The sequence below is a fragment of the Brevibacillus parabrevis genome (assembly GCF_022701015.1).
GTDB lineage: Bacteria > Bacillota > Bacilli > Brevibacillales > Brevibacillaceae > Brevibacillus > Brevibacillus parabrevis.
The window spans coordinates 3,588,225-3,606,357 of record NZ_CP064090.1; the positions used below are offsets into that span (position 1 = coordinate 3,588,225).

Here is an 18,133-nt window from a genome sequence, read left to right on the forward strand (position 1 = left end):
TCTGGCCGGATGATCATTTACTTTCATTCTAGCATGGGGTGTCGTCTATCTCCAGATAGACGCCGTCCACCTGGAAATCAACCTGCTGATAGACTTCACTACCCATGACGAAAGGTAGAATAAATCTTGCAAATAAAGATTAAGATTGGCTAGGATGAGTATGGGTCATGAGGGATAGTGAGGGAGGCTTTCATGAAAGAACTGATTCAGTTGGCAAAGCTCCTGAGAGAAGCGAGCGCCTTGTTTACTTCAATCTCCAAAAAAGAACTGGACTCAAGCGAGCTGAACTGGCAGCAAGTGCTGATTTTGGAACAGATCAGCAGCGGTGCTAAGACAATGGGGGAGATTTGCAAGGCTGTCGATCTTTCGTACAGTACAACTTCAGGATTGATCAACAGGATGGAGCAGGAAAATCTGGTGCGTCGTTTTCGGGATCAAACCGACCGTCGAATTGTCTGGGTATCGTTGACGGAACGCGTGTCTGAACAACAGGAAATGAAGCTGGAAGATCCTCACGCGATCTCATCTCTTCATGCGCTGCAAGAATTGTTCTCCCAAAAGAAGGAAATAACCGGCTGATTGTCACTTTGGGCAAACGACGATGCCCAAAGGAAACGATTGGCCATGTCAAGTTTTCTAGAAGAGGTGAGTGGATTTGAATCTGTCTGAACTCTCGATTAAACGCCCGGTCACGATGATTATGCTGACCGTGGCCATGCTGATTTTCGGTTTCGTCTCCTTGCCTCGTTTGGCGATCGACCTGATGCCGGAATTGAATTTCCCGGTTGCCGTGGTCGTTACGTCCGTGGATGGGGGCTCGCCTGCCGAGGTAGAAAAACTGGTGACGAAGCCGATAGAAAATGCGCTAGGTACGGTCTCGAACCTGGACAGCATTTCATCTGTTTCCATTGAAGGGGCTTCACAGGTCATTCTTATGTTTAACTGGGGAACAGACCTCGACCAAGCTACTCTCGACATGCGGGAAAAAGTCGACCAGGTGCGAGGAGCCTTGCCAGATTCGGCAAGAGCGCCGCGCGTACTGCGCATCGACCCGAACAGTCAGCCGATCATTCAGTTCGCCGTTACAGGTGAGCAGGATGTCAACAAGCTGAAAAAAGTAGCGGAAGATATGATCCAATCGCGCCTGGAGCGCATTGACGGCGTCGCGGCTGCTTCCATCAGCGGCGGTCAAGATCGCGTCGTGGATGTGATTGTAGATCCAGCCAAGCTCTCTGCGTACGGCTTGTCTCTGGAGCAAATCCAGCAGGCACTGTCAAGCGGCAATCTGTCCGGTTCCGCTGGCTCTGTACGGGAAGGCGACAGCAAAATGAACATCCGTGTTCAGGGTGAATTTGCCAACGTCGAGCAAATTGCGCTGACGCCGATTTCTGTGGGAGGCAGCTCGATTCGTCTGAGCGACGTCGCCCAAGTAAAAGATACGTTGGAAGACATCACGCAACTGAGCTACGTAAATGGCAAGCCGAGCCTTGGCATCTCCATTACGAAGGCTTCTGGCGGCAACACGATCGAGGTTGCCGACGAGGTGAAAGCAGAGCTGGAAAAGATCAAAGCCGATCTTCCGGAACATATGGAAATCATCACGACGCTTGACACTTCGACCTACATTAAAGATTCGATCTACACGACAGCAGAACACGCGCTGCTCGGTGGACTGGTCGGTATCATCCTGCTGTTCTTCTTCTTGGGCAGCCTGCAATCGATGCTGATCGCTGTCATCGTGTTGCCTGTATCGATTGTCGCGACCTTCCTGTTGATGTACATGACAGGACAGACGATCAACCTGATCTCGCTATCCGGTTTGACGCTCGGTCTCGGCTCCTTGATTGACTTTGCGGTCGTTATGCTGGAGAACATTTTCCGCCAGCGTGAACAAGGCAAAGGCATGATGGAAGCGGCGCTCACCGGTTCCAAAGAAGTAGGTACAGCCGTTATGGCGTCTGCCTTGGCGCAAATTTGCGTATTTTTGCCGATTGCCCTGACGGAAGGGATCGCATCCGAGCTGTTTGGCCCGCTGGCATTGACAGTCGTGTACTCGCATATTGCGGCACTCGTCTTCTCGATCCTGTTGGTGCCGATGCTCAGCTCGCGTATTTTGAAAAAAGTACCGAATCATGCGAATCACGAAAACTATCGGGGAATCAACCCGGTTACTTGGTTCAACATCGGCTTTGGCAAAGTGGAAAAAGGCTATCAAAAACTGTTGGTATGGGCATTGGGCCACAGAAAAACCGTTTTGTTCTCCTCGGTTATCATGATGGTCGGCTCGCTGGCTCTGACTCCGCTGATCGGCGCAGAGTTCATCCCGAGCATGGACCAGGGGCAGATTTCCGTATCGATCAAAATGCCAAACGGTACAGTTCTGGCTGAGACGGAAAAAGTCGCGAAGCAAATTGAAGACATCGTAAACAAAGTGCCGGAGAAAGACATTGTGGCAACATCAATCGGCAGCAACGGTTCGCCAATTGCGAGCACACTGTCCTCCAACCAGGCGACGATCACATTGATGCTCGTCGATGTGACTGAGCGGAAACGCTCCTCCAATGAGATTGTCATGGATTTGCAGAATCAGCTGAAAACGATTCCCGGACCGGAAATCAAGGTCAGCGCTGCACAAGGCATGTCCACAGGCTCGCCGATCCAGCTGACTGTTCGCGGTGACGATTTGGCTGTCCTGAAAGACATCAGCTCGATCGTCAAAGGCGAAGTGGAGAAAGTGCCTGGCACAAGCAACGTGACCACCAGTCTGGAAGCGTCCCGTCAAGAATTTGAAGTGAAAGTGGACGCTGAAAAAGCGAGCTTGTACGGACTGACAACTGGACAGATTCTCTCCAGTGTCCGCACAGCCTTCCAAGGTCAAACGGTCACCAAATACCGTACAGGCGACAATGAGATTGACATTAACTTGAAGCTGCCGGAAAATTATCAGGAAGATATCAACTACTTGAACAACTTGCGGATTGCTGCGCCAGGTGGAGCGCAAATCGCTTTGACATCGGTTGCGTCGATTAGCAAGGTAGACGTACCGTTGACGATTAACCGCTCGAATTTGACGCGTGAAGTGCAAATTACGAGTGATCTGGCAGGGCGCGACCTGAACTCTGTTACACAAGAAATTACGGCGAAAATGAACAAGCTGAACCTCCCGGATGGCTACAAACTGGAGTTTGGCGGACAAAGCGAGGACATGGCTGAATCGTTCGGCAGTCTCGCACTGGCTATTCTGCTCTCCGTAGTGCTTCTGTACATGGTTATGGCTGCCCAGTTCGAATCGTTCTACAGTCCGTTTATCATCATGTTCTCGGTTCCGCCGACAGTGACAGGCGTTCTGCTTGGACTGCTGGTGACAGGAACGACGATCAGCGTATCCGTGTTGATCGGTTACATTCTCCTGATCGGTCTGGTCGTGAACAACGCGATCGTGTTGATCGACTACATCAACCAGTTGCGGGCAAAAGGCTGGGAGCTGCGCGAAGCGATTCTGCACGCCGGACCAATCCGTCTGCGTCCGATTTTGATGACGACACTGACGACGATTCTCGCGATTGGACCGCTGGCGTTCTCGGGCGGTTCGGGTACAGAGACACAAGCTCCGATGGCCGTCACGGTTATTTTTGGTCTGAGTTTTGCCACCTTGATTACACTGGTTCTGGTGCCGGTCGTGACTGCGTGGTTTGACGATATGGGCAAAAAGCGTCGGGAAAGACGCGAGAAACGCAAAGCAAAGAAACTGTTGAAACAAAAGAAAACCGTTCCCGCTTTGGAATCGTAAGAAGCGTTTGTGGGATGAGGAGGGACATTCATGAAACTTAGCATAAAACCCGTCATTTTGGCCGTATTGGCGATCAGCCTCGTGGCAGGTTGTTCCAGCCCGCAAGCGGAACCAGCACAGCAAGAAACGGCGGAAGCGGCGGCAACACCTGTGCAGATTGAAACGGTGACGACAGGTTCTGTGACAACCGAGTCAGGTCTGACGGCCAAACTGGCACCGAGCGAAGAGGTGCAAATCTCCCCGAAAATGGGCGGGAAAATTACTTCTTTGCCTGTCAAACTCGGTCAGTATGTGACCAAAGGCCAAGTGTTGTTCAAACTGGATGAAAAAGAACTGCTCAACAGCGTCAAGCAGGCGGAAGCTGCCTACCAGCTGGCGCAGGCAAGCTTGAATCAGGCTGGAAGCAGTTCCGATCAAGGCTTGGTGCAGGCGAAAAACGGACTGAAGCAGGCGGAAGTTGCTTTGGCCGATGCCAAGGTGAACCAGCAGCGGATGAATCAGCTTTTCACGCAAGGTGCGATCTCAGCGCAGCAAATGGAACAAGCGAACATTCAGTTAACCAACGCGCAGATGGCCTATGACAACGCCCAGCAAAGTGTGCAGGTTGCCCAGCAAAAGTCCGGTGTGCAAGTATCCGCAGCATCTGCCAAACAGTCTGCTGTCAGCTTGCAAAACGCTCGCGAGCAACTGGCTAATGCGACTGTGACTTCTCCCATCAACGGATTTGTCTCCAGCGTAAGCGGAGCAGTCGGACAAATGACAGGCCAACAGCCAGTCGTCGTCGTGGTCAATACGAATCCGCTGTTGGTGAAAGCCAACCTGTCCGAAGCAGACATCACCAAAGTCAAAGTCGGGACAGTCGTAAAAGTAAACGTACAATCGACAGGCAAGACGCTTGATGCCAAAGTAACGGCGGTCAGCCCTGTGATGGATTCCGCACTCAAAGCGTATCCAGTGGAAATCAGCATCCCGAATCCTGCCAACGAGCTGAAATCGGACATGGTCGTCAATGTAACGTTCCCGTCCGAGGGAGCGAGCGAAGCGAAAGCGCTCGTCATTTCCCGCAAAGCAGTGTTTGATCGCGACGGCAAACAGTTCGTGTTCAAACTGGAGGGCGACATTGCGAAGCAGGTGGAGGTTGTCACCGGCAAATCTTCCAGCGACAAGATCGAAGTAACAAGTGGTCTGGCTGAAGGCGACAAGCTTGTCGTAACGGGAATCACTTTGCTTCAGGACGGCGGCAAGGTAAGCGTTCAGGAGTAAAGGCGGCTGTACAGCCAGCGCTTGTGCTTGTAATTCGAGTAAGGGAAGCGCGAGTGATTAACAAAAGAACGAAAAGAGGCGGATGGAAATCCGTCTCTTTTTTTTGCATGGAACGAAGAAGGAGCTGCCTGGGAAAGAAGTTGGGTTACATAATATATATTACGTAACCTTAAATGTCACGGATTTAAGGCAAAGTGTCGGTTCCACTTTTGAAGGGGGGAAAGATTCGCTACAATAAGGAATATAGTGGATGAAACAACCTTTCGGAGGTACATATGACTGGGAATCTTACGGTGTTTTTGGCGTTTGCAGCGGGTTTTCTCTCGTTTATTTCGCCGTGCTGTCTGCCGCTTTATCCGTCCTTTTTGTCCTACATAACAGGGGTTACCGTGGATGAAGTGAAGAAGGGAAGAGCGGTTTTTCAAAAGCAGGCGTTATTACATACGCTTTTTTTCATTATTGGCTTTTCGATCATTTTTATTGCCTTGGGGCTTTCTACCTCTTGGATCGGCAGCCTGTTCGTCAATCAAAAGGATCTCATCCGGCAGCTTGGCGGCATTTTGCTGGTCGTTATCGGGCTGATCATGCTGCAAGTGTTTAAAATGGACTGGATGATGCGCTCTTTCAAGGTCGATTTAAAATCAAGACCTTTGGGGTATACTGGGTCCATACTGGTGGGAATGACCTATGCTGCTGGATGGACGCCTTGTGTGGGACCAATCCTCTCCGGCATTATCGTGCTTGGGGTAACCGATCCGTCCCGGGCGTTGACGTACACATTGGCCTATACACTCGGCTTTGCCATTCCGTTTTTCGTTATGACATTCTTCATCAGTAAAGTGAAGGCGATCGTCAAATATTCGGATCAATTCATGAAAGTCGGCGGGGGCGTCATGATTTTGTTCGGCGTGCTCTTGTACACCGACAAATTGACGGACATTACTCGCGTGCTCATTCAATTGTTCGGAGGCTTTACCGGATTTTAGATCAGGTCATGCAGAGGTGACGAAATGAAAAAGCTGTTGCTGGTTGTGCTGATTGTTGCGGGAGTTGGAGCAGCTGTGTGGGAAAAGCCCCAGGAGTCAGCGCCAGTCGTAGCCAACGTACAAAAACCGGAAGTAGGCTTTATGGCGCCGTCCTTTACTTTGACCGGGCTGGACAACCAGACGTACAAAGTTGAGGGCAAGCGAAGCAAGCCTGTCGTTCTCAACTTTTGGGCATCGTGGTGCGGGCCGTGCCGGATGGAAGCGCCTGACCTGCAAAAAATGTACGAGAAGTACGGCGGGCAGATCGACATGTACGGGGTGAATGTCACGAGCAATGACAGCCCTGAGGCAGCGCAAGCGTTTGTGCAGTCCTACAAGCTGACTTTTCCCATCCCGATGGATGTCAGTGGCTCCGTGTCGAACCGCTATCTCGTCCAGGCATTTCCCACGACCTACCTGATTGACACAGAAGGAATCGTCCGCAAAAAGATTATCGGGATGATCGACGCAGGCACATTGGAGCTGGAACTTCGCCAGCTTTTGAACGGCAAAAAATAAAGAGTGGAAACCGAACCGCGGGCGACAATTTGCCTGCGGTTTTCTTTTGCTGGGCGCGCTTGGGAGTGCCTGCCTATTTTGCACAGGGTCATTCCGTTTTGTATGTTTGCCTAAAGAGCGGGGTTGTTCTCCTTCATAGACTAGAGCACCAGGGCAAAGGGAGGGGAGCGAATGGCCAAGGGCAAAGGCAAGAAAGTAAAGAAGAAAAACAGTCGGCAGCATCCCAATCAGTTGAATCTTAAAATCGTGACGTCCAGTACATGCCTGGCGTGCAAACAGCAATGCGAGCGTGGCTTGGCGTATTTGGAGCGCATGTCCCAGCCTGGTGCGATCGGAAACGGGGTTCCCTGTATTCTTACCAAACCAAAGGCGTAGAGCGAGGCAGAGGCGCCCGACGGTCAGGAGATAATCCCAGCAGATGGAGCGGCGGGGTTATCTCTTTGTGCTTTTCGGGCGCAAGCCTCTCTCTGGCGGCACAGGACGCCATGTATTATACTGGAGAAAGCGTATTTGGCACAGAAAGGAGCTGTTTTTTCATGCGTCCCTTGCAAATCTCACCGGACACCGCCGTTAAGCTTGCAGAAGCCTTGAACGTTCCCCTGGAGCGGCTGATGCACATGCCGCAACACATTCTTTTGCAAAAAATGATGGAACTGGCCAAGCAGGAACAGGAAACAAACAAGCAAGAACCTGACCCATCCGAGTAAGGCGAAGAGGACTTTTCGCAACCGCCGTGGAAAAGATACAAGAACAAGTCCATACATATACTGGAGGAGAGCAAATGGCTGCAAATGTCGCACACAAGTTTCGCACAGGGTTGAAACCGCAAGCTTTCATCGAAGGCATGACCAAAAATCAGGATACGTTCCAAAACTGGTCGGAGGCGTTTGCTTGGGCAGATGAACAGGACCAGGCCTTTTTTGCCTCGTTGCAGCATCGGGATGATCTGAGATGTTTGATTTTGGCAGCAGAATGGTGCGGAGATGTGGTCAGAAACTTGCCGGTCGTTCTCCACGCTTTAAAAGAAACAGAGATGCCTGTTGAAATTTTGGTCATGGAAGACCACCTCGACCTGATGGATGAATTTCTCACGATGGGCGGTCGCGCCATTCCAGTCGTCATTTTCGCAGATACAGGCGGACACGTGCTGGCAAAATGGGGCCCGAGACCTAGCCACGTACAGGCAATCATGACAGCGTTCAAACAGCAAAACCCAGATCGCAACGCCCCTGACTACGAAGAAAACATCAAGGTCGCTCGCGCAGAAATGCTCAAACAGTACGGAGAAGGCGCGGGCTACCAGCAAGTCATTGTCAAAGAACTGAGAGAGCTGCTCTCCTCGATTTAACAAACGCGAACAACATACAGGGCGGAGTCGCGGCTCCGCCTATTTTCATGCAGAGAGGCTGAGATTGGATGCATTATTACGGAAACGAAACGATCATGTCCCTGGAGCAAGTTTTGCGTCTGGAGCCTTCCGAAGTGCGGATTTTAGAGTGGGTGCGCACCTATGAATTTTTGGAAAATCGCTTTGGTGTAGATGAGTCTGTGCCTTATTTTTTGGAGATCAAATGCGAGGCAGACCACGTCATGATTCGTAAAAACCGCATCCTGGACTTTCCGGACTACTCCTGTGAGGAGCAACTTTCGTTTGGGGAGGTGGAGCAGGCGCTTGCTGTTTTTCAACAATGGGCACAAGATATTTTAAAGCATGTCGTAAGCCCGTAAGAAAATGAGAAAAACCTATTGACGAAACTTGTGGTCCATGATAGAGTAAATAACGTCGTCTCGGACAAGCGCAAGCGGTAAGGAAGAGGCGCACGTTATTCAGCTGGGGAGATAGTGAAGTGGCTAAACACGGCAGACTGTAAATCTGCTCCCTCCGGGTTCGGCGGTTCGAATCCGTCTCTCCCCACCATTGATTTTCTAGCAGAAATGTGCTAGTATGTAACTACAGTTTTCTACATGCCGGTGTGGCGGAATGGCAGACGCGCGCGACTCAAAATCGTGAGGGAAACCGTGGGGGTTCAAGTCCCTTCACCGGCACCATATCTGAAAGATAACTCTTGGAGTGTTTGTTCCGAGAGTTTTTTTGTTTGCTTGTGGCGGCGGTCAGAAATTTAAGTGCATAATGCATGGCGCAATAAACGCTCAAGAAATTGCTCCAAAACGTCACAAGAACCTCGTGAAACCACAAGAAACTATAGGAATACCACATGAACTTCGAAAATTTCGCCAGATTATGGGGATATTTGGTACAATAGTAATCGTTTACTTTTGAGTTGCTGGCAAGGGAAGAGAGGGCTGTATGAATAAGTGGGAGTACATTGTGGGAGCTGTTCTTGGTGTTATCTTTTTAGTCATATCGTATCTGATCGCGAGGTTTGTGTTCGGCTATCTTTCCTGGGCGGCGACGGGATTAGCTTTGGTGCTGCCACTCTATGCGTTTTATGCCTATATGACAAGGGTGGATGATCACTCGACGGAAATATCGCGGTTTGTGAAAATTTCGTTTTCTGGTTCGCTCGTTTTTCTCGTTTCTTCATGGGCGTGCATCCAATATTTCGCCCCTTTTTTGGTCGCAGACATTGGCGATGTTGTCCTTCCTTATATTTACACTCTGCGGATGGCGGGAGCCTTTCTGGTGGTGTTTTTAATCGCAGGCGCAACGATTCCCAATCGCCCGCATTCGTGAGCGGGGCAGGGGTGGACAAAAGGATGGGGAGGCGGTATACTTATTATTGTTAAATATTTGAAGTGAGTAACTTTTCTCATTGTTGCGGTTGTTGCTGCGGGATGTGTGACTTGATGGAGAAAAGTGAACTTGCGGGTGTAGTTCAATGGTAGAACTCTAGCTTCCCAAGCTAGTAGCGTGGGTTCGATTCCCATCACCCGCTCCATAGAGGTAATGCGTGAAAACCTTGAGGGATCAAGGTTTTTTCTTTTTGTGTGGGTGAGAGTTTGGGGTGAGGGGAGGGGGCAATATGTTTTGGGGACGGTCGTTCCACTCTCCCGGAAGAAAACAAATTCAGTGCCTGACCATGCTACGTTTTGGTTAATACGATTTCTGCGAAATGTCGAAAGATGATGTGCTTCATCTTTGAAAAAAGAACCTCTGGACAGACGGTGCGACCATGAAATGACGCCACAAGAGGCAATCTGTCAAACAGCCAAGAGCTTAACAAAACGGCAAGCGAATTAAATACTTCTTAGTCTCAAATGAGTTCCAATCAGGTTAAAAGTTAATGGTGGCCCCTTTCTTGCTCATCGTCATCGAATCACCTCAATATAATGATATCAGCATCAAGCAGTCCAAGCGCCCTATTTTCCTAAGTTCTTGGTAATTAGTGTAGGGTGTCTAAATAAATAAGGCAATTCTAACAGGTTTTTAATTGGTTTAGCACAATATTGATGAAAGAATAGTTGGAAAGCAAGGAGGTACTACCTAAAGGCGCGTTTGTTTGATTAAATAGCCCACCGATTTGTGGGTAATCCAACAGTATGACGCGTATCGACATCGAAGGGATCTGACAACAGCACAGGCCGCTGCTGCAACAACTGAGTTTAACCAGAGTACACATTGGGACACCGCATGACTTTTTGTAAACAGTAACAAGCGACTTTCATCTGCTCACTTGTCTGCTGATCATGACGGGTCTGTCCGGATGAACAGTAGCGAGGGAGACAGTGGTTAGAATGCTTACGACAGCAGGAATCAGGTTGACAAGCAAGGCGCTGGGGAAGATTTCGCCTGCTGGTCTAGCTGGATTAAGAAAATAGTAGAGAATCGCACAGAGGGCCTTTTCCAAAAGCGAGAAGGCTTTTTTCATGGGGGCTGCTGTTACGGCTCCCTATTCATCAAAAAACTTGTCATTTCAGAAAATAAACACTAGCAAAAAGCACCTGAATGGTGCTAAGATTTTTATGCCCGTTGTTAAGCTCTAACTTATCATCCGTTGACTGATCGCCGTGTGCGACGAAAGCCGCCTGCACGGTGAAGGCTCGTTATAAAACCGACAGATAGAGAAGGCATAAGACGAGAATAGCGGACCAGCAGTAATTAGTGCAGCTAATTCAACAGCTGTCATTGACTCTTCGTTTGGAGAGGATTCTGTTCCACGGACGATTACAGTTACAGCAAACGATCAAAACGGCAATCCGATTCAGGGCTATCAGTTTACATTTGATATCACTTTGACTCAAAGCGATATCAATACTCCAGAAGCGTACGGGATGTTCATTGGCGGTTCTCCATCTGGCATGCCATTCACCGCAACCACGACAAACGTGATGTTGCCAGTCACTGACGCTAACGGTGAAATCACTTTCCAACTCGGGTTATTGACACAACCGCTTGAAGTTGGGGACAGTATTTCAGTTCAGATCAAAACAAATGATAATTCCACTGACATCGGAAGTGCTTTTCTGTACAGCAAATAATCCAGGTGAGTCCTTAACAGAACAGTAGTAGGGAGCTGCAATTGCGGCTCCTTTTTCTTTTGCCAACAAGACTGACAGCGCGTCCCGATCTGACCTGGGCTTTTGTTGCCACAAAGGGGGAGAAGGCGGGGAGAAACAAGGATGAAGAGAAAGACCTACCAAACAGATTACCGATATCCTGGCAGCCATCAGCAAGATCGAAACGGAAATCAAGCAGCTGATATCAAAAAAAGGAATGTTGCCAGGTTTGCACTGTTACATGAGGCGTGTTCTGGCGCCTATTTTACTTGGCCAGCAGACTGAGTCTCGTGCCACGGTGAAGATCTAGAAGGAGGATGCGACGAGGGGCCTTCCGTTTGGGTTTGGAAAAGAATCTGGAAGCAGCGAGCGGAGGGAGCTTGCAAATTAGGCGACAGCAAGATAACACCAACAACAAAACAAACTAATTTTAATCGTAACAATGGGAAAACTACCAAGAAAACGCTGGATAGGGGAACACGCATGATATCGGAATTTAAGCGATTTTTACTCGGTAGACCCATGAAATCAAGCGAGCTTGCCGCAGAAAAGTTAAATAAAGTCAAAGCTTTGGCTGTTCTTTCGTCTGATGCCCTGTCTTCTGTCGCTTACGGGACCGAACAGATTCTCATCGTGTTGATTACGTTGGGTGCGGCAGCAATGTGGTACTCTATCCCGATATCGATTGCGGTGATCGGTCTTTTGACCATACTCATTTTGTCTTACCGCCAAACCATCTTTGCCTACACAACAGGCGGCGGGGCATACATTGTCGCAAAGGACAATTTGGGAACCACTTCCGGCCTGGTTGCGGGCGGCTCGTTACTTGTGGACTACATTTTAACGGTTGCGGTTAGTACGTCTGCTTCCACAGACGCGATTACTTCGGCATTTCCCGTGCTGCATGACCATCGTGTGCTGATTGCCCTGTTCATGATTGCCATCGTAACGGTACTAAATTTACGCGGAATAACAGAATCCGCAACGGTTTTAATGTATCCTGTCTATTTGTTTGTCATCGCTATTCTTGCGTTAATTATTGGCGGCGGGTATCAATGGATCGCGGGAAATGTCCAAGCGCATCCCCCTGAATATGGGGCCGTTGTTCCGGGTATCACGTTATTTTTGCTTTTGAGGGCATTCAGCTCAGGCTGTTCGGCATTAACAGGAGTAGAAGCCGTGTCAAATGCCATTCCTAACTTCAAGGAGCCAGCACCGAAAAATGCCGCAGCGACGCTTTTGTTGATGGGACTGATCCTTGGCGTCATGTTCATGGGCATTAGCTTGCTGGCGTATTTGTACGGGATTTCGCCAAGACGAGCGGAAACGGTGGTATCTCAAATCGCTTCGGCGGTTTTTGGACGTGGAATCATGTATTACTCGATTCAAACGGTCACTGCGCTTATTTTATTTCTGGCCGCCAATACGGCTTTTGCGGCCTTTCCGTTACTCGCCTTTATGTTAGCCAAAGACAGATTTATGCCAAATATGTTCATGGTCCGGGGAGATCGTCTTGGGTTTTCAAACGGGATCATCTTTTTGGCGATCCTTTCCGCCATTTTGGTGATTGCTTTTGAAGGAGAAACGGAAAACCTCATTCCTTTGTATGCGCTAGGGGTCTTTATCCCGTTTACTTTGTCACAGGCAGGTATGATGAAACGCTGGATTTCGAAAAAACCGCCTGGGTGGCTGACGCCTTTTCTCATTAATACGTTGGGAATGCTAACGACGTTGACGATTTGCCTGATCTTTTTGGTGACGAAACTGTCGCAAGTATGGTCGATTTTTGTATTCCTTCCTATCGTTATTTTCATCTTCCGGAAAATTAACCAGCATTATCGAGAGCTGGCAGATGAGTTGCGACTTGATATCCAAACAGAAAAACCCGATCCAAAAGGGAGCGTCATCGTGATTCCGGTGGCCGGGATTTCGCAGGTGGTTAAAAATACGATTAGTTACGCTCAGTCCCTGTCAGACGACATTGTCGCTGTCTACGTCGGGTTCAGCGATGAAGACATGAAAAAAATGGAGGAGAAGTGGGCGCTGTGGAATCCCGGAGTGCGCTTGATTATCTTGCGTTCGCATTATCGCAGTATTATTAGGCCGCTGTTTAAGTTTATTGACACGGTGGAGTGGAAAAAGGCAGAGACGGATCATGTGACTGTCATGATTCCGCAGTTTATTACGAAGCGCTGGTGGCATAATTTGTTGCATAACCAGACGAGTTTATTGATCCGAGCGTATTTGTTCGCCCGCCAAGATGTAAAAATCGCTACAGTTCCGTATCGATTAAAGAAATGAAGTACAGAGTAATTGCTGCATGCATCCGATGAAAAACCTTGAGAGATCAAGGTTTTTCTTTTTGTGTTTGTGTGGCGATGAACATGGGCAGGCAAAAATCGCGCTTGGCGATATCGTGGACAAGGGCTTTGAGCTTTTGCTGCGCGACAAATCGCAGGCAAAAATTTTGCCCGATCCCCAGGCGTAATCTCTTTTTTGTGGGCGGTTGTCTTGCGAGCACCCACCCGTTCCCATGCACTTGATCGGTAGCCAAAAACAGCTTCATCCAGTATAATAATGAGAATAATTATCATCGAACTGGATGAATTTGGGCTTGAGGTGCATGCAAAATGAGTGCGGCAAACTTCCATGACAACTTTCAGTCTTATGTAGAGCGGCTCGGCGTACAAGCGCCTCACGGAAACGAGCAGGATCAAGCCGCTGTGCCCGCAAGCGAGGGAGAAGGCTATATCCGCCGGGTGATCCCGCGCAACGATATCGAGCTTGTGGTCGCGAAGCACGCCTTTTATCGCGAGCAGCAGCTTTCCGTGCAAACGACAGCCCCGATGGTGGAGCTGAATTTTTGCATGCAAGGCGCTCGTGCCCTGCATATCAAGGGCAGACAGCATGAGTTTACGACCGGAACGTGCTCGCTGCAATTTATGGGGCAGTTTGAGGCGGCTTTCGAATACAGGCGGGACGATCCGTTTTACATGCTGGGCATCGGGATTCCGGTGACGACTTTCCGCGAGTTCATGGCCGACGCGGAAGGGGGGACGGACGTAGAGTTCTCGCAAGTTCTCGGGCAGTCGCCTTTTCGGATTTGGCAAGAAAAAATCTCGCCGGCGGCTACGGTTGTCGCCGAGCGCTTGATTCAGGGAGCGTTGCAGCCGCGAACGAGGAATCTGGAGCTGCAATGCGGGGCTTTGGAGCTTTTCTCGATGGCTTTTCGTTCTTTTTTGACGGAATTAAACCCGGAGGCGGACAGTCTCTCCAAAAGCGATCGGGAAAAAATCCGGCTGGCGAGAGACATTGTCGTGGAAAACATGGCAGAGCCGCCGTCGCTGCTTGCCTTGTCCCGCATGATCGGCTTGAACGATTACAAGCTGAAGGTCGGCTTCAAGGCTATGTACAACAACACGGTGTTCGGCTTTTTGCGCGAAAAACGGCTGGAGAAGGCGTGGCAGCTGCTCCAGTCGGGCGACATGAACGTCACCGAGACGGCAAGCGCTGTCGGTTACTCGAACACGAGCTACTTCGCCGAAGCGTTTCGGGAGAAGTACGGAGTGAATCCGGGAGCTTTTGTCAGACAGACAGCTGCTTGGGCGAAGCAGTAAAAAGGATAGGGATGAGCAGCCGTTCGATGCCTAACATGTGGGCGTCGGGCGGTTTTTTTCGTGCAGCGAGGCTCGTCCCGGTTTTTTTGTGAAAAGGATATCCGTACAACCAGCAAAGTAGTCCGTCTGGTGGTGGAACGGACTGGCGATGTTTAGTATCTTACCTTTTAGTGATAATGATATTCATTCACATATTATCGTGTGTATTTCCTGCCAGATGAAGGATCGACACAAAAAGGAGAGAGACAAACGCATGGCAAAAAATTCCTCATTTTGGTTCAAACTCGTGTTCCTCGCGGCTTTGCTCGTGACAGGATGCAGCAACGGAAGCAGCGAGAAAGCAGCGCCAGGGGAGCAAAGCAACCAGACAGCCACTACTGCGGCCGCGACCACGCAGGATAACACCGCAACCGCAGTCGCCTATCCGAAAACAATCAAGCATTTGGCTGGCGAAACGGTCATTCCGCAAAAGCCGTTGAAAATCGCCACGCCGTACATTGCCTTCGTGGATTATCTCGCGGTTTTGGACGAGTATCCGATCGCCGCACAAGGCGTGGCGACGATCCAGCGCAATTTTCCCGTCCTGAGCAAGCGGTTGGAAAACAAAGACATCGCGGATCTCGGCATGGAGGTCGATCTGGAAAAGCTGCTGGCGATGGCGCCGGACGTAATTATCGCGGCGAATGACATGACAGATCAATACGAAAGCTTGTCGCGGATCGCACCGACCGTCATCCTTCCCCAGGCTGGCGATTGGCGCGAGACGTTGGAACAAATCGCACAGGTCATCGGCAAGGAAGACAAGGCGAAGAGCGTCTTGGCGGATTTCGACCGCAAATCGGCGGAATACAAGGAGAAGCTGGCGTTTCGCAGTCAGGAGTCGGTCATGTTTGTGATGTACAATGAAAAAGATACGTTCACGACATGGAACGACGGACGGTTTGACCCGTTTTACGTCGGCCTCGGTCTGAAACGCGTGGATGGCAGCCAGGCGCAAGGGCAGCTTTCCATTGAAAGTCTGGCCGCTTTGAACCCGGATCATCTGTTTGTGATCAACAACTGGCAAACGCCGATCGCCGGAGGAGTCAAAGCCGCTCTGAAAGACAACAAAGTGTGGAACAGCCTGAACGCGGTGAAAAACAATCATGTGTACGAGCTGAAAGACCCGTCTTTGCCTGGCCCGATGGCGCTTGCCAAAATTCAAGGGATCGAAGACATCATGCAGGCGATGGGCCAGTAATCTCCTGACCGAATCGCGTCCGCTCTCGACGTGAACCAGCGAAAGCGCTATTGCCCAGGCAGTGGCGTTTTCGTTTTTGGCTTTTGCTTTTCGCCTATATTCGGTACACTTGTTTTAATTCAACTGGACTGGAAATGGAGTGGAACGAGTCGTGGCCAAGCAAGGAAAAACGAATGCGATGCGAATCTTGGAGAAAGAAAAGATCGAATATGCCATGCTGACCTACCAGACGGACGACGGAAAAATTGACGGAATTTCCGTGGCGCAAAAAATCGGCAGGGAAGCGGGTGTCGTCTACAAAACATTAGTTTCCCAAGGGACGAGCCGTGCTTACTACGTATTCGTCATTCCCGTGGAAGCCGAGCTGGACTTGAAAAAGGCGGCAAAAGCGGTTGGCGAGAAAAAAATCGAAATGATCCCGGTGAAGGACATTACCGCTGTAACCGGGTACGTGCGCGGCGGCTGTTCGCCCGTGGGGATGAAAAAACTGTTCACGACGATCGTCGACAGCAGCGCCGAACAGATGGGGCGGATCATCGTCAGCGGCGGACAGATCGGCATGCAGATTGAGCTGGATGTGGCTGGTTTGCTCCAAGCGACAAAAGGGCGGCTGGCTGACGTTTCCGGAGCGCCAAGTGAATAAAAGGCTCTTGTCTTGTCTGGATTTCCAAAACCTCATTGACACATCGGAATAATAGTAATAATCTAAACGGAGAAAATCTGTTACCGCCGATTGGTCAACCAAAGGCTCCTGTTCGCTACAGGGGCCTTTTTGCGTCCAAAAAAAGCGGGTAACACCAATGCCGACGGTGTAGGATTGAGGAGGAGAGACGATGGGACAAAAAAGACAGCTAAAGCTCGGAGCCATGATCCACGGGATCGGCGGCCATATGGGAGCATGGAGGCACCCGGATGTGCAGGCGGATGCGAGTGTCAGCTTCGCTTTTTACAGCCAGCAAGCGCAAAAGGTAGAGGCGGGGAAGTTTGATCTCGTCTTCGTCGCGGATGGCTTGTATATTAACGAAAAATCGCTGCCGCATTTTTTGAACCGCTTTGAGCCGATTTCGATTTTGTCGGCTTTGGCCGGGGTCACGGGAAAGATCGGATTGGTGGGCACGGTGTCGACTTCCTACAGCGAGCCGTTTACGGTAGCCCGGCAATTCGCCTCGCTCGATCTGATCAGCGGCGGCCGCGCAGGCTGGAACGTAGTCACTTCTCCCTTGGAAGGGTCAGCGAAAAATTACGGCAACAAACCGCACCCGGACCACGCCTTGCGCTACCGGATCGCCGAGGAATATTTGACGGTGGCAAAAGGACTGTGGGATTCGTGGGAGGACGACGCCTTCGTGCGGGACAAACAAACAGGCGTCTTTTTCGATCCGGCGAAAATGCATCGCCTGGATCATCAAGGGGAGTTTTTTGCTGTGCAAGGCCCGCTCAATATCGCCAGGTCCAGTCAAGGGCAACCCGTTATTTTTCAGGCAGGCTCCTCAGAAAGCGGCAAAGAGCTGGCAGCCAAGTCTGCGGACGCCGTCTTTACCGGGCAGGAAACGCTTGAGGACGCCCGGCGTTTTTATCGGGAAGTAAAAGAGCGGGCGGCAGCCTATGGCCGAAGCGAAGACGACATCCTGATTTTCCCCGGGATCAACCCGATCATCGGCAAAACGCCAGAGGAAGCCAGGCGCAAGCACGCGGAGCTTGCCAGTCTGATCGGCATTGAGCAGGCGCTGCATTATTTGGGCCGATTTTTTGACCACCATGATTTCTCCCAATATCCGCTGGACGAACCGTTTCCAGAGCTGGGCGAGGTAGGCAGCAACAGCTTCCGCAGCACGACAGACAAAATTAAGCAAAAGGCGAGGGAAGAAAACTGGACGCTGCGCCAAACCGCGCTCTACACGGCGACACCGGAAGGCGAGTTCATCGGCACTCCCGAGCATATTGCCAATCTGATTGAGCATTGGTTTTTGCAAAAAGCGGCAGACGGATTCATTGTTCAGGCGAATGTCCCGCGTGCCTTGGACGATTTCGTCGAGCTGGTTGTCCCGATTTTGCAAGAGCGAGGCTTGTTCCGCACCGAATATGAGGCGGACACGCTGCGCGGTCATCTCGGGATTTCTGTTCCCGCCAATCGCTATGCGCTGGAACAAGGCAAAAAGCCGGATGCAGCAGACGTCCATTATTCGTAAAGCACAAAGCATCTGCCGATGGAAAAGAGCTA

At 50.4% G+C, this 18,133-nt stretch carries 17 protein-coding genes and 3 tRNA genes; 19 read left to right on the forward strand and 1 reads right to left on the reverse strand.

The window, feature by feature from the left end; translation table 11 throughout:
• The first annotated feature begins 192 nt into the window (after positions 1-192).
• From IRJ17_RS17290 to IRJ17_RS17350, 13 genes are all read left to right on the forward strand, one after another.
• Positions 193-579, forward strand: a complete 387-nt coding sequence (locus IRJ17_RS17290) for a MarR family winged helix-turn-helix transcriptional regulator (protein ID WP_063230942.1) — start codon at positions 193-195, stop codon at positions 577-579.
• A gap of 76 nt (positions 580-655) precedes the next feature.
• Positions 656-3,790, forward strand: a complete 3,135-nt coding sequence (locus IRJ17_RS17295) for an efflux RND transporter permease subunit (RefSeq protein WP_122965433.1) — start codon at positions 656-658, stop codon at positions 3,788-3,790.
• Between the two features lie 30 nt (positions 3,791-3,820).
• Positions 3,821-5,053: an efflux RND transporter periplasmic adaptor subunit gene (locus IRJ17_RS17300; protein WP_122965434.1), complete on the forward strand. Its 1,233-nt coding sequence runs from the start codon at positions 3,821-3,823 to the stop codon at positions 5,051-5,053.
• 275 nt (positions 5,054-5,328) lie between these two features.
• The gene (locus tag IRJ17_RS17305; RefSeq protein WP_122965435.1) at positions 5,329-6,039 is read left to right on the forward strand and encodes a cytochrome c biogenesis CcdA family protein; all 711 of its coding nucleotides are present in this window, start codon (positions 5,329-5,331) and stop codon (positions 6,037-6,039) included.
• 24 nt (positions 6,040-6,063) lie between these two features.
• Entirely contained in the window at positions 6,064-6,597 is a 534-nt protein-coding gene (locus tag IRJ17_RS17310) for a TlpA family protein disulfide reductase (protein ID WP_122965436.1), read from the forward strand.
• 171 nt (positions 6,598-6,768) lie between these two features.
• Positions 6,769-6,972 carry a hypothetical protein gene (locus IRJ17_RS17315; RefSeq protein ID WP_173596587.1) on the forward strand — a complete coding sequence of 68 codons (204 nt, stop codon included), beginning with the start codon at positions 6,769-6,771 and terminating at the stop codon, positions 6,970-6,972.
• Between the two features lie 161 nt (positions 6,973-7,133).
• Positions 7,134-7,304, forward strand: coding sequence for a YycC family protein (locus tag IRJ17_RS17320; protein ID WP_122965497.1), 171 nt, complete (start codon positions 7,134-7,136; stop codon positions 7,302-7,304).
• A gap of 74 nt (positions 7,305-7,378) precedes the next feature.
• A complete protein-coding gene (locus tag IRJ17_RS17325) occupies positions 7,379-7,945 on the forward strand; it encodes a thioredoxin family protein (protein ID WP_217021219.1) in 567 nt (188 codons plus the stop codon).
• Between the two features lie 68 nt (positions 7,946-8,013).
• Positions 8,014-8,325 carry a hypothetical protein gene (locus tag IRJ17_RS17330; protein ID WP_217021217.1) on the forward strand — a complete coding sequence of 104 codons (312 nt, stop codon included), beginning with the start codon at positions 8,014-8,016 and terminating at the stop codon, positions 8,323-8,325.
• Between the two features lie 105 nt (positions 8,326-8,430).
• A tRNA-Tyr gene (locus tag IRJ17_RS17335) sits at positions 8,431-8,515 on the forward strand.
• Positions 8,516-8,564: 49 nt separating this feature from the next.
• Positions 8,565-8,646, forward strand: a tRNA-Leu gene (locus IRJ17_RS17340).
• 259 nt (positions 8,647-8,905) lie between these two features.
• Positions 8,906-9,292, forward strand: coding sequence for an MATE family efflux transporter (locus tag IRJ17_RS17345; protein WP_242771212.1), 387 nt, complete (start codon positions 8,906-8,908; stop codon positions 9,290-9,292).
• A gap of 131 nt (positions 9,293-9,423) precedes the next feature.
• Positions 9,424-9,497: transfer RNA gene (locus tag IRJ17_RS17350), tRNA-Gly, on the forward strand.
• Between the two features lie 723 nt (positions 9,498-10,220).
• Here the strand turns inward: IRJ17_RS17350 and IRJ17_RS17355 are convergent.
• On the reverse strand, positions 10,221-10,427 hold the full coding sequence (locus IRJ17_RS17355) for a hypothetical protein (protein ID WP_141254257.1): 207 nt from the start codon (positions 10,425-10,427) through the stop codon (positions 10,221-10,223).
• Positions 10,428-11,538: 1,111 nt separating this feature from the next.
• On the opposite strand from IRJ17_RS17355, the gene IRJ17_RS17360 reads away from it, so the two are divergent.
• From IRJ17_RS17360 to IRJ17_RS17380, 6 genes are all read left to right on the forward strand, one after another.
• Positions 11,539-13,356, forward strand: coding sequence for an APC family permease (locus tag IRJ17_RS17360; RefSeq protein WP_242771214.1), 1,818 nt, complete (start codon positions 11,539-11,541; stop codon positions 13,354-13,356).
• A gap of 61 nt (positions 13,357-13,417) precedes the next feature.
• Positions 13,418-13,543, forward strand: a complete 126-nt coding sequence (locus IRJ17_RS28200; RefSeq protein ID WP_278189443.1) for a hypothetical protein — start codon at positions 13,418-13,420, stop codon at positions 13,541-13,543.
• Between the two features lie 142 nt (positions 13,544-13,685).
• Entirely contained in the window at positions 13,686-14,672 is a 987-nt protein-coding gene (locus IRJ17_RS17365) for a helix-turn-helix transcriptional regulator (RefSeq protein WP_242771216.1), read from the forward strand.
• A gap of 253 nt (positions 14,673-14,925) precedes the next feature.
• On the forward strand, positions 14,926-15,912 hold the full coding sequence (locus tag IRJ17_RS17370) for an ABC transporter substrate-binding protein (RefSeq protein ID WP_242771218.1): 987 nt from the start codon (positions 14,926-14,928) through the stop codon (positions 15,910-15,912).
• A gap of 178 nt (positions 15,913-16,090) precedes the next feature.
• A complete protein-coding gene (gene ybaK / locus IRJ17_RS17375) occupies positions 16,091-16,555 on the forward strand; it encodes a Cys-tRNA(Pro) deacylase (protein WP_122965498.1) in 465 nt (154 codons plus the stop codon).
• A gap of 190 nt (positions 16,556-16,745) precedes the next feature.
• The gene (locus IRJ17_RS17380; protein ID WP_242771220.1) at positions 16,746-18,101 is read left to right on the forward strand and encodes an LLM class flavin-dependent oxidoreductase; all 1,356 of its coding nucleotides are present in this window, start codon (positions 16,746-16,748) and stop codon (positions 18,099-18,101) included.
• Positions 18,102-18,133: the final 32 nt, after the last annotated feature.

Excerpts from the sequence above, each read along its gene's own strand:
- IRJ17_RS17290 (WP_063230942.1), top strand. The coding sequence starts at position 193 with ATGAAAGAACTGATTCAGTTGGCAAAGCTCCTGAGAGAAGCGAGCGCC.
- IRJ17_RS17300 (WP_122965434.1), top strand. The coding sequence starts at position 3,821 with ATGAAACTTAGCATAAAACCCGTCATTTTGGCCGTATTGGCGATCAGC.
- IRJ17_RS17305 (WP_122965435.1), top strand. The coding sequence starts at position 5,329 with ATGACTGGGAATCTTACGGTGTTTTTGGCGTTTGCAGCGGGTTTTCTC.
- IRJ17_RS17310 (WP_122965436.1), top strand. The coding sequence starts at position 6,064 with ATGAAAAAGCTGTTGCTGGTTGTGCTGATTGTTGCGGGAGTTGGAGCA.
- IRJ17_RS17315 (WP_173596587.1), top strand. The coding sequence starts at position 6,769 with ATGGCCAAGGGCAAAGGCAAGAAAGTAAAGAAGAAAAACAGTCGGCAG.
- IRJ17_RS17320 (WP_122965497.1), top strand. The coding sequence starts at position 7,134 with ATGCGTCCCTTGCAAATCTCACCGGACACCGCCGTTAAGCTTGCAGAA.
- IRJ17_RS17325 (WP_217021219.1), top strand. The coding sequence starts at position 7,379 with ATGGCTGCAAATGTCGCACACAAGTTTCGCACAGGGTTGAAACCGCAA.
- IRJ17_RS17330 (WP_217021217.1), top strand. The coding sequence starts at position 8,014 with ATGCATTATTACGGAAACGAAACGATCATGTCCCTGGAGCAAGTTTTG.
- IRJ17_RS17345 (WP_242771212.1), top strand. The coding sequence starts at position 8,906 with ATGAATAAGTGGGAGTACATTGTGGGAGCTGTTCTTGGTGTTATCTTT.
- IRJ17_RS17355 (WP_141254257.1), bottom strand. The coding sequence starts at position 10,427 with ATGAAAAAAGCCTTCTCGCTTTTGGAAAAGGCCCTCTGTGCGATTCTC.
- IRJ17_RS17360 (WP_242771214.1), top strand. The coding sequence starts at position 11,539 with ATGATATCGGAATTTAAGCGATTTTTACTCGGTAGACCCATGAAATCA.
- IRJ17_RS17365 (WP_242771216.1), top strand. The coding sequence starts at position 13,686 with ATGAGTGCGGCAAACTTCCATGACAACTTTCAGTCTTATGTAGAGCGG.
- IRJ17_RS17370 (WP_242771218.1), top strand. The coding sequence starts at position 14,926 with ATGGCAAAAAATTCCTCATTTTGGTTCAAACTCGTGTTCCTCGCGGCT.
- ybaK (WP_122965498.1), top strand. The coding sequence starts at position 16,091 with ATGCGAATCTTGGAGAAAGAAAAGATCGAATATGCCATGCTGACCTAC.
- IRJ17_RS17380 (WP_242771220.1), top strand. The coding sequence starts at position 16,746 with ATGGGACAAAAAAGACAGCTAAAGCTCGGAGCCATGATCCACGGGATC.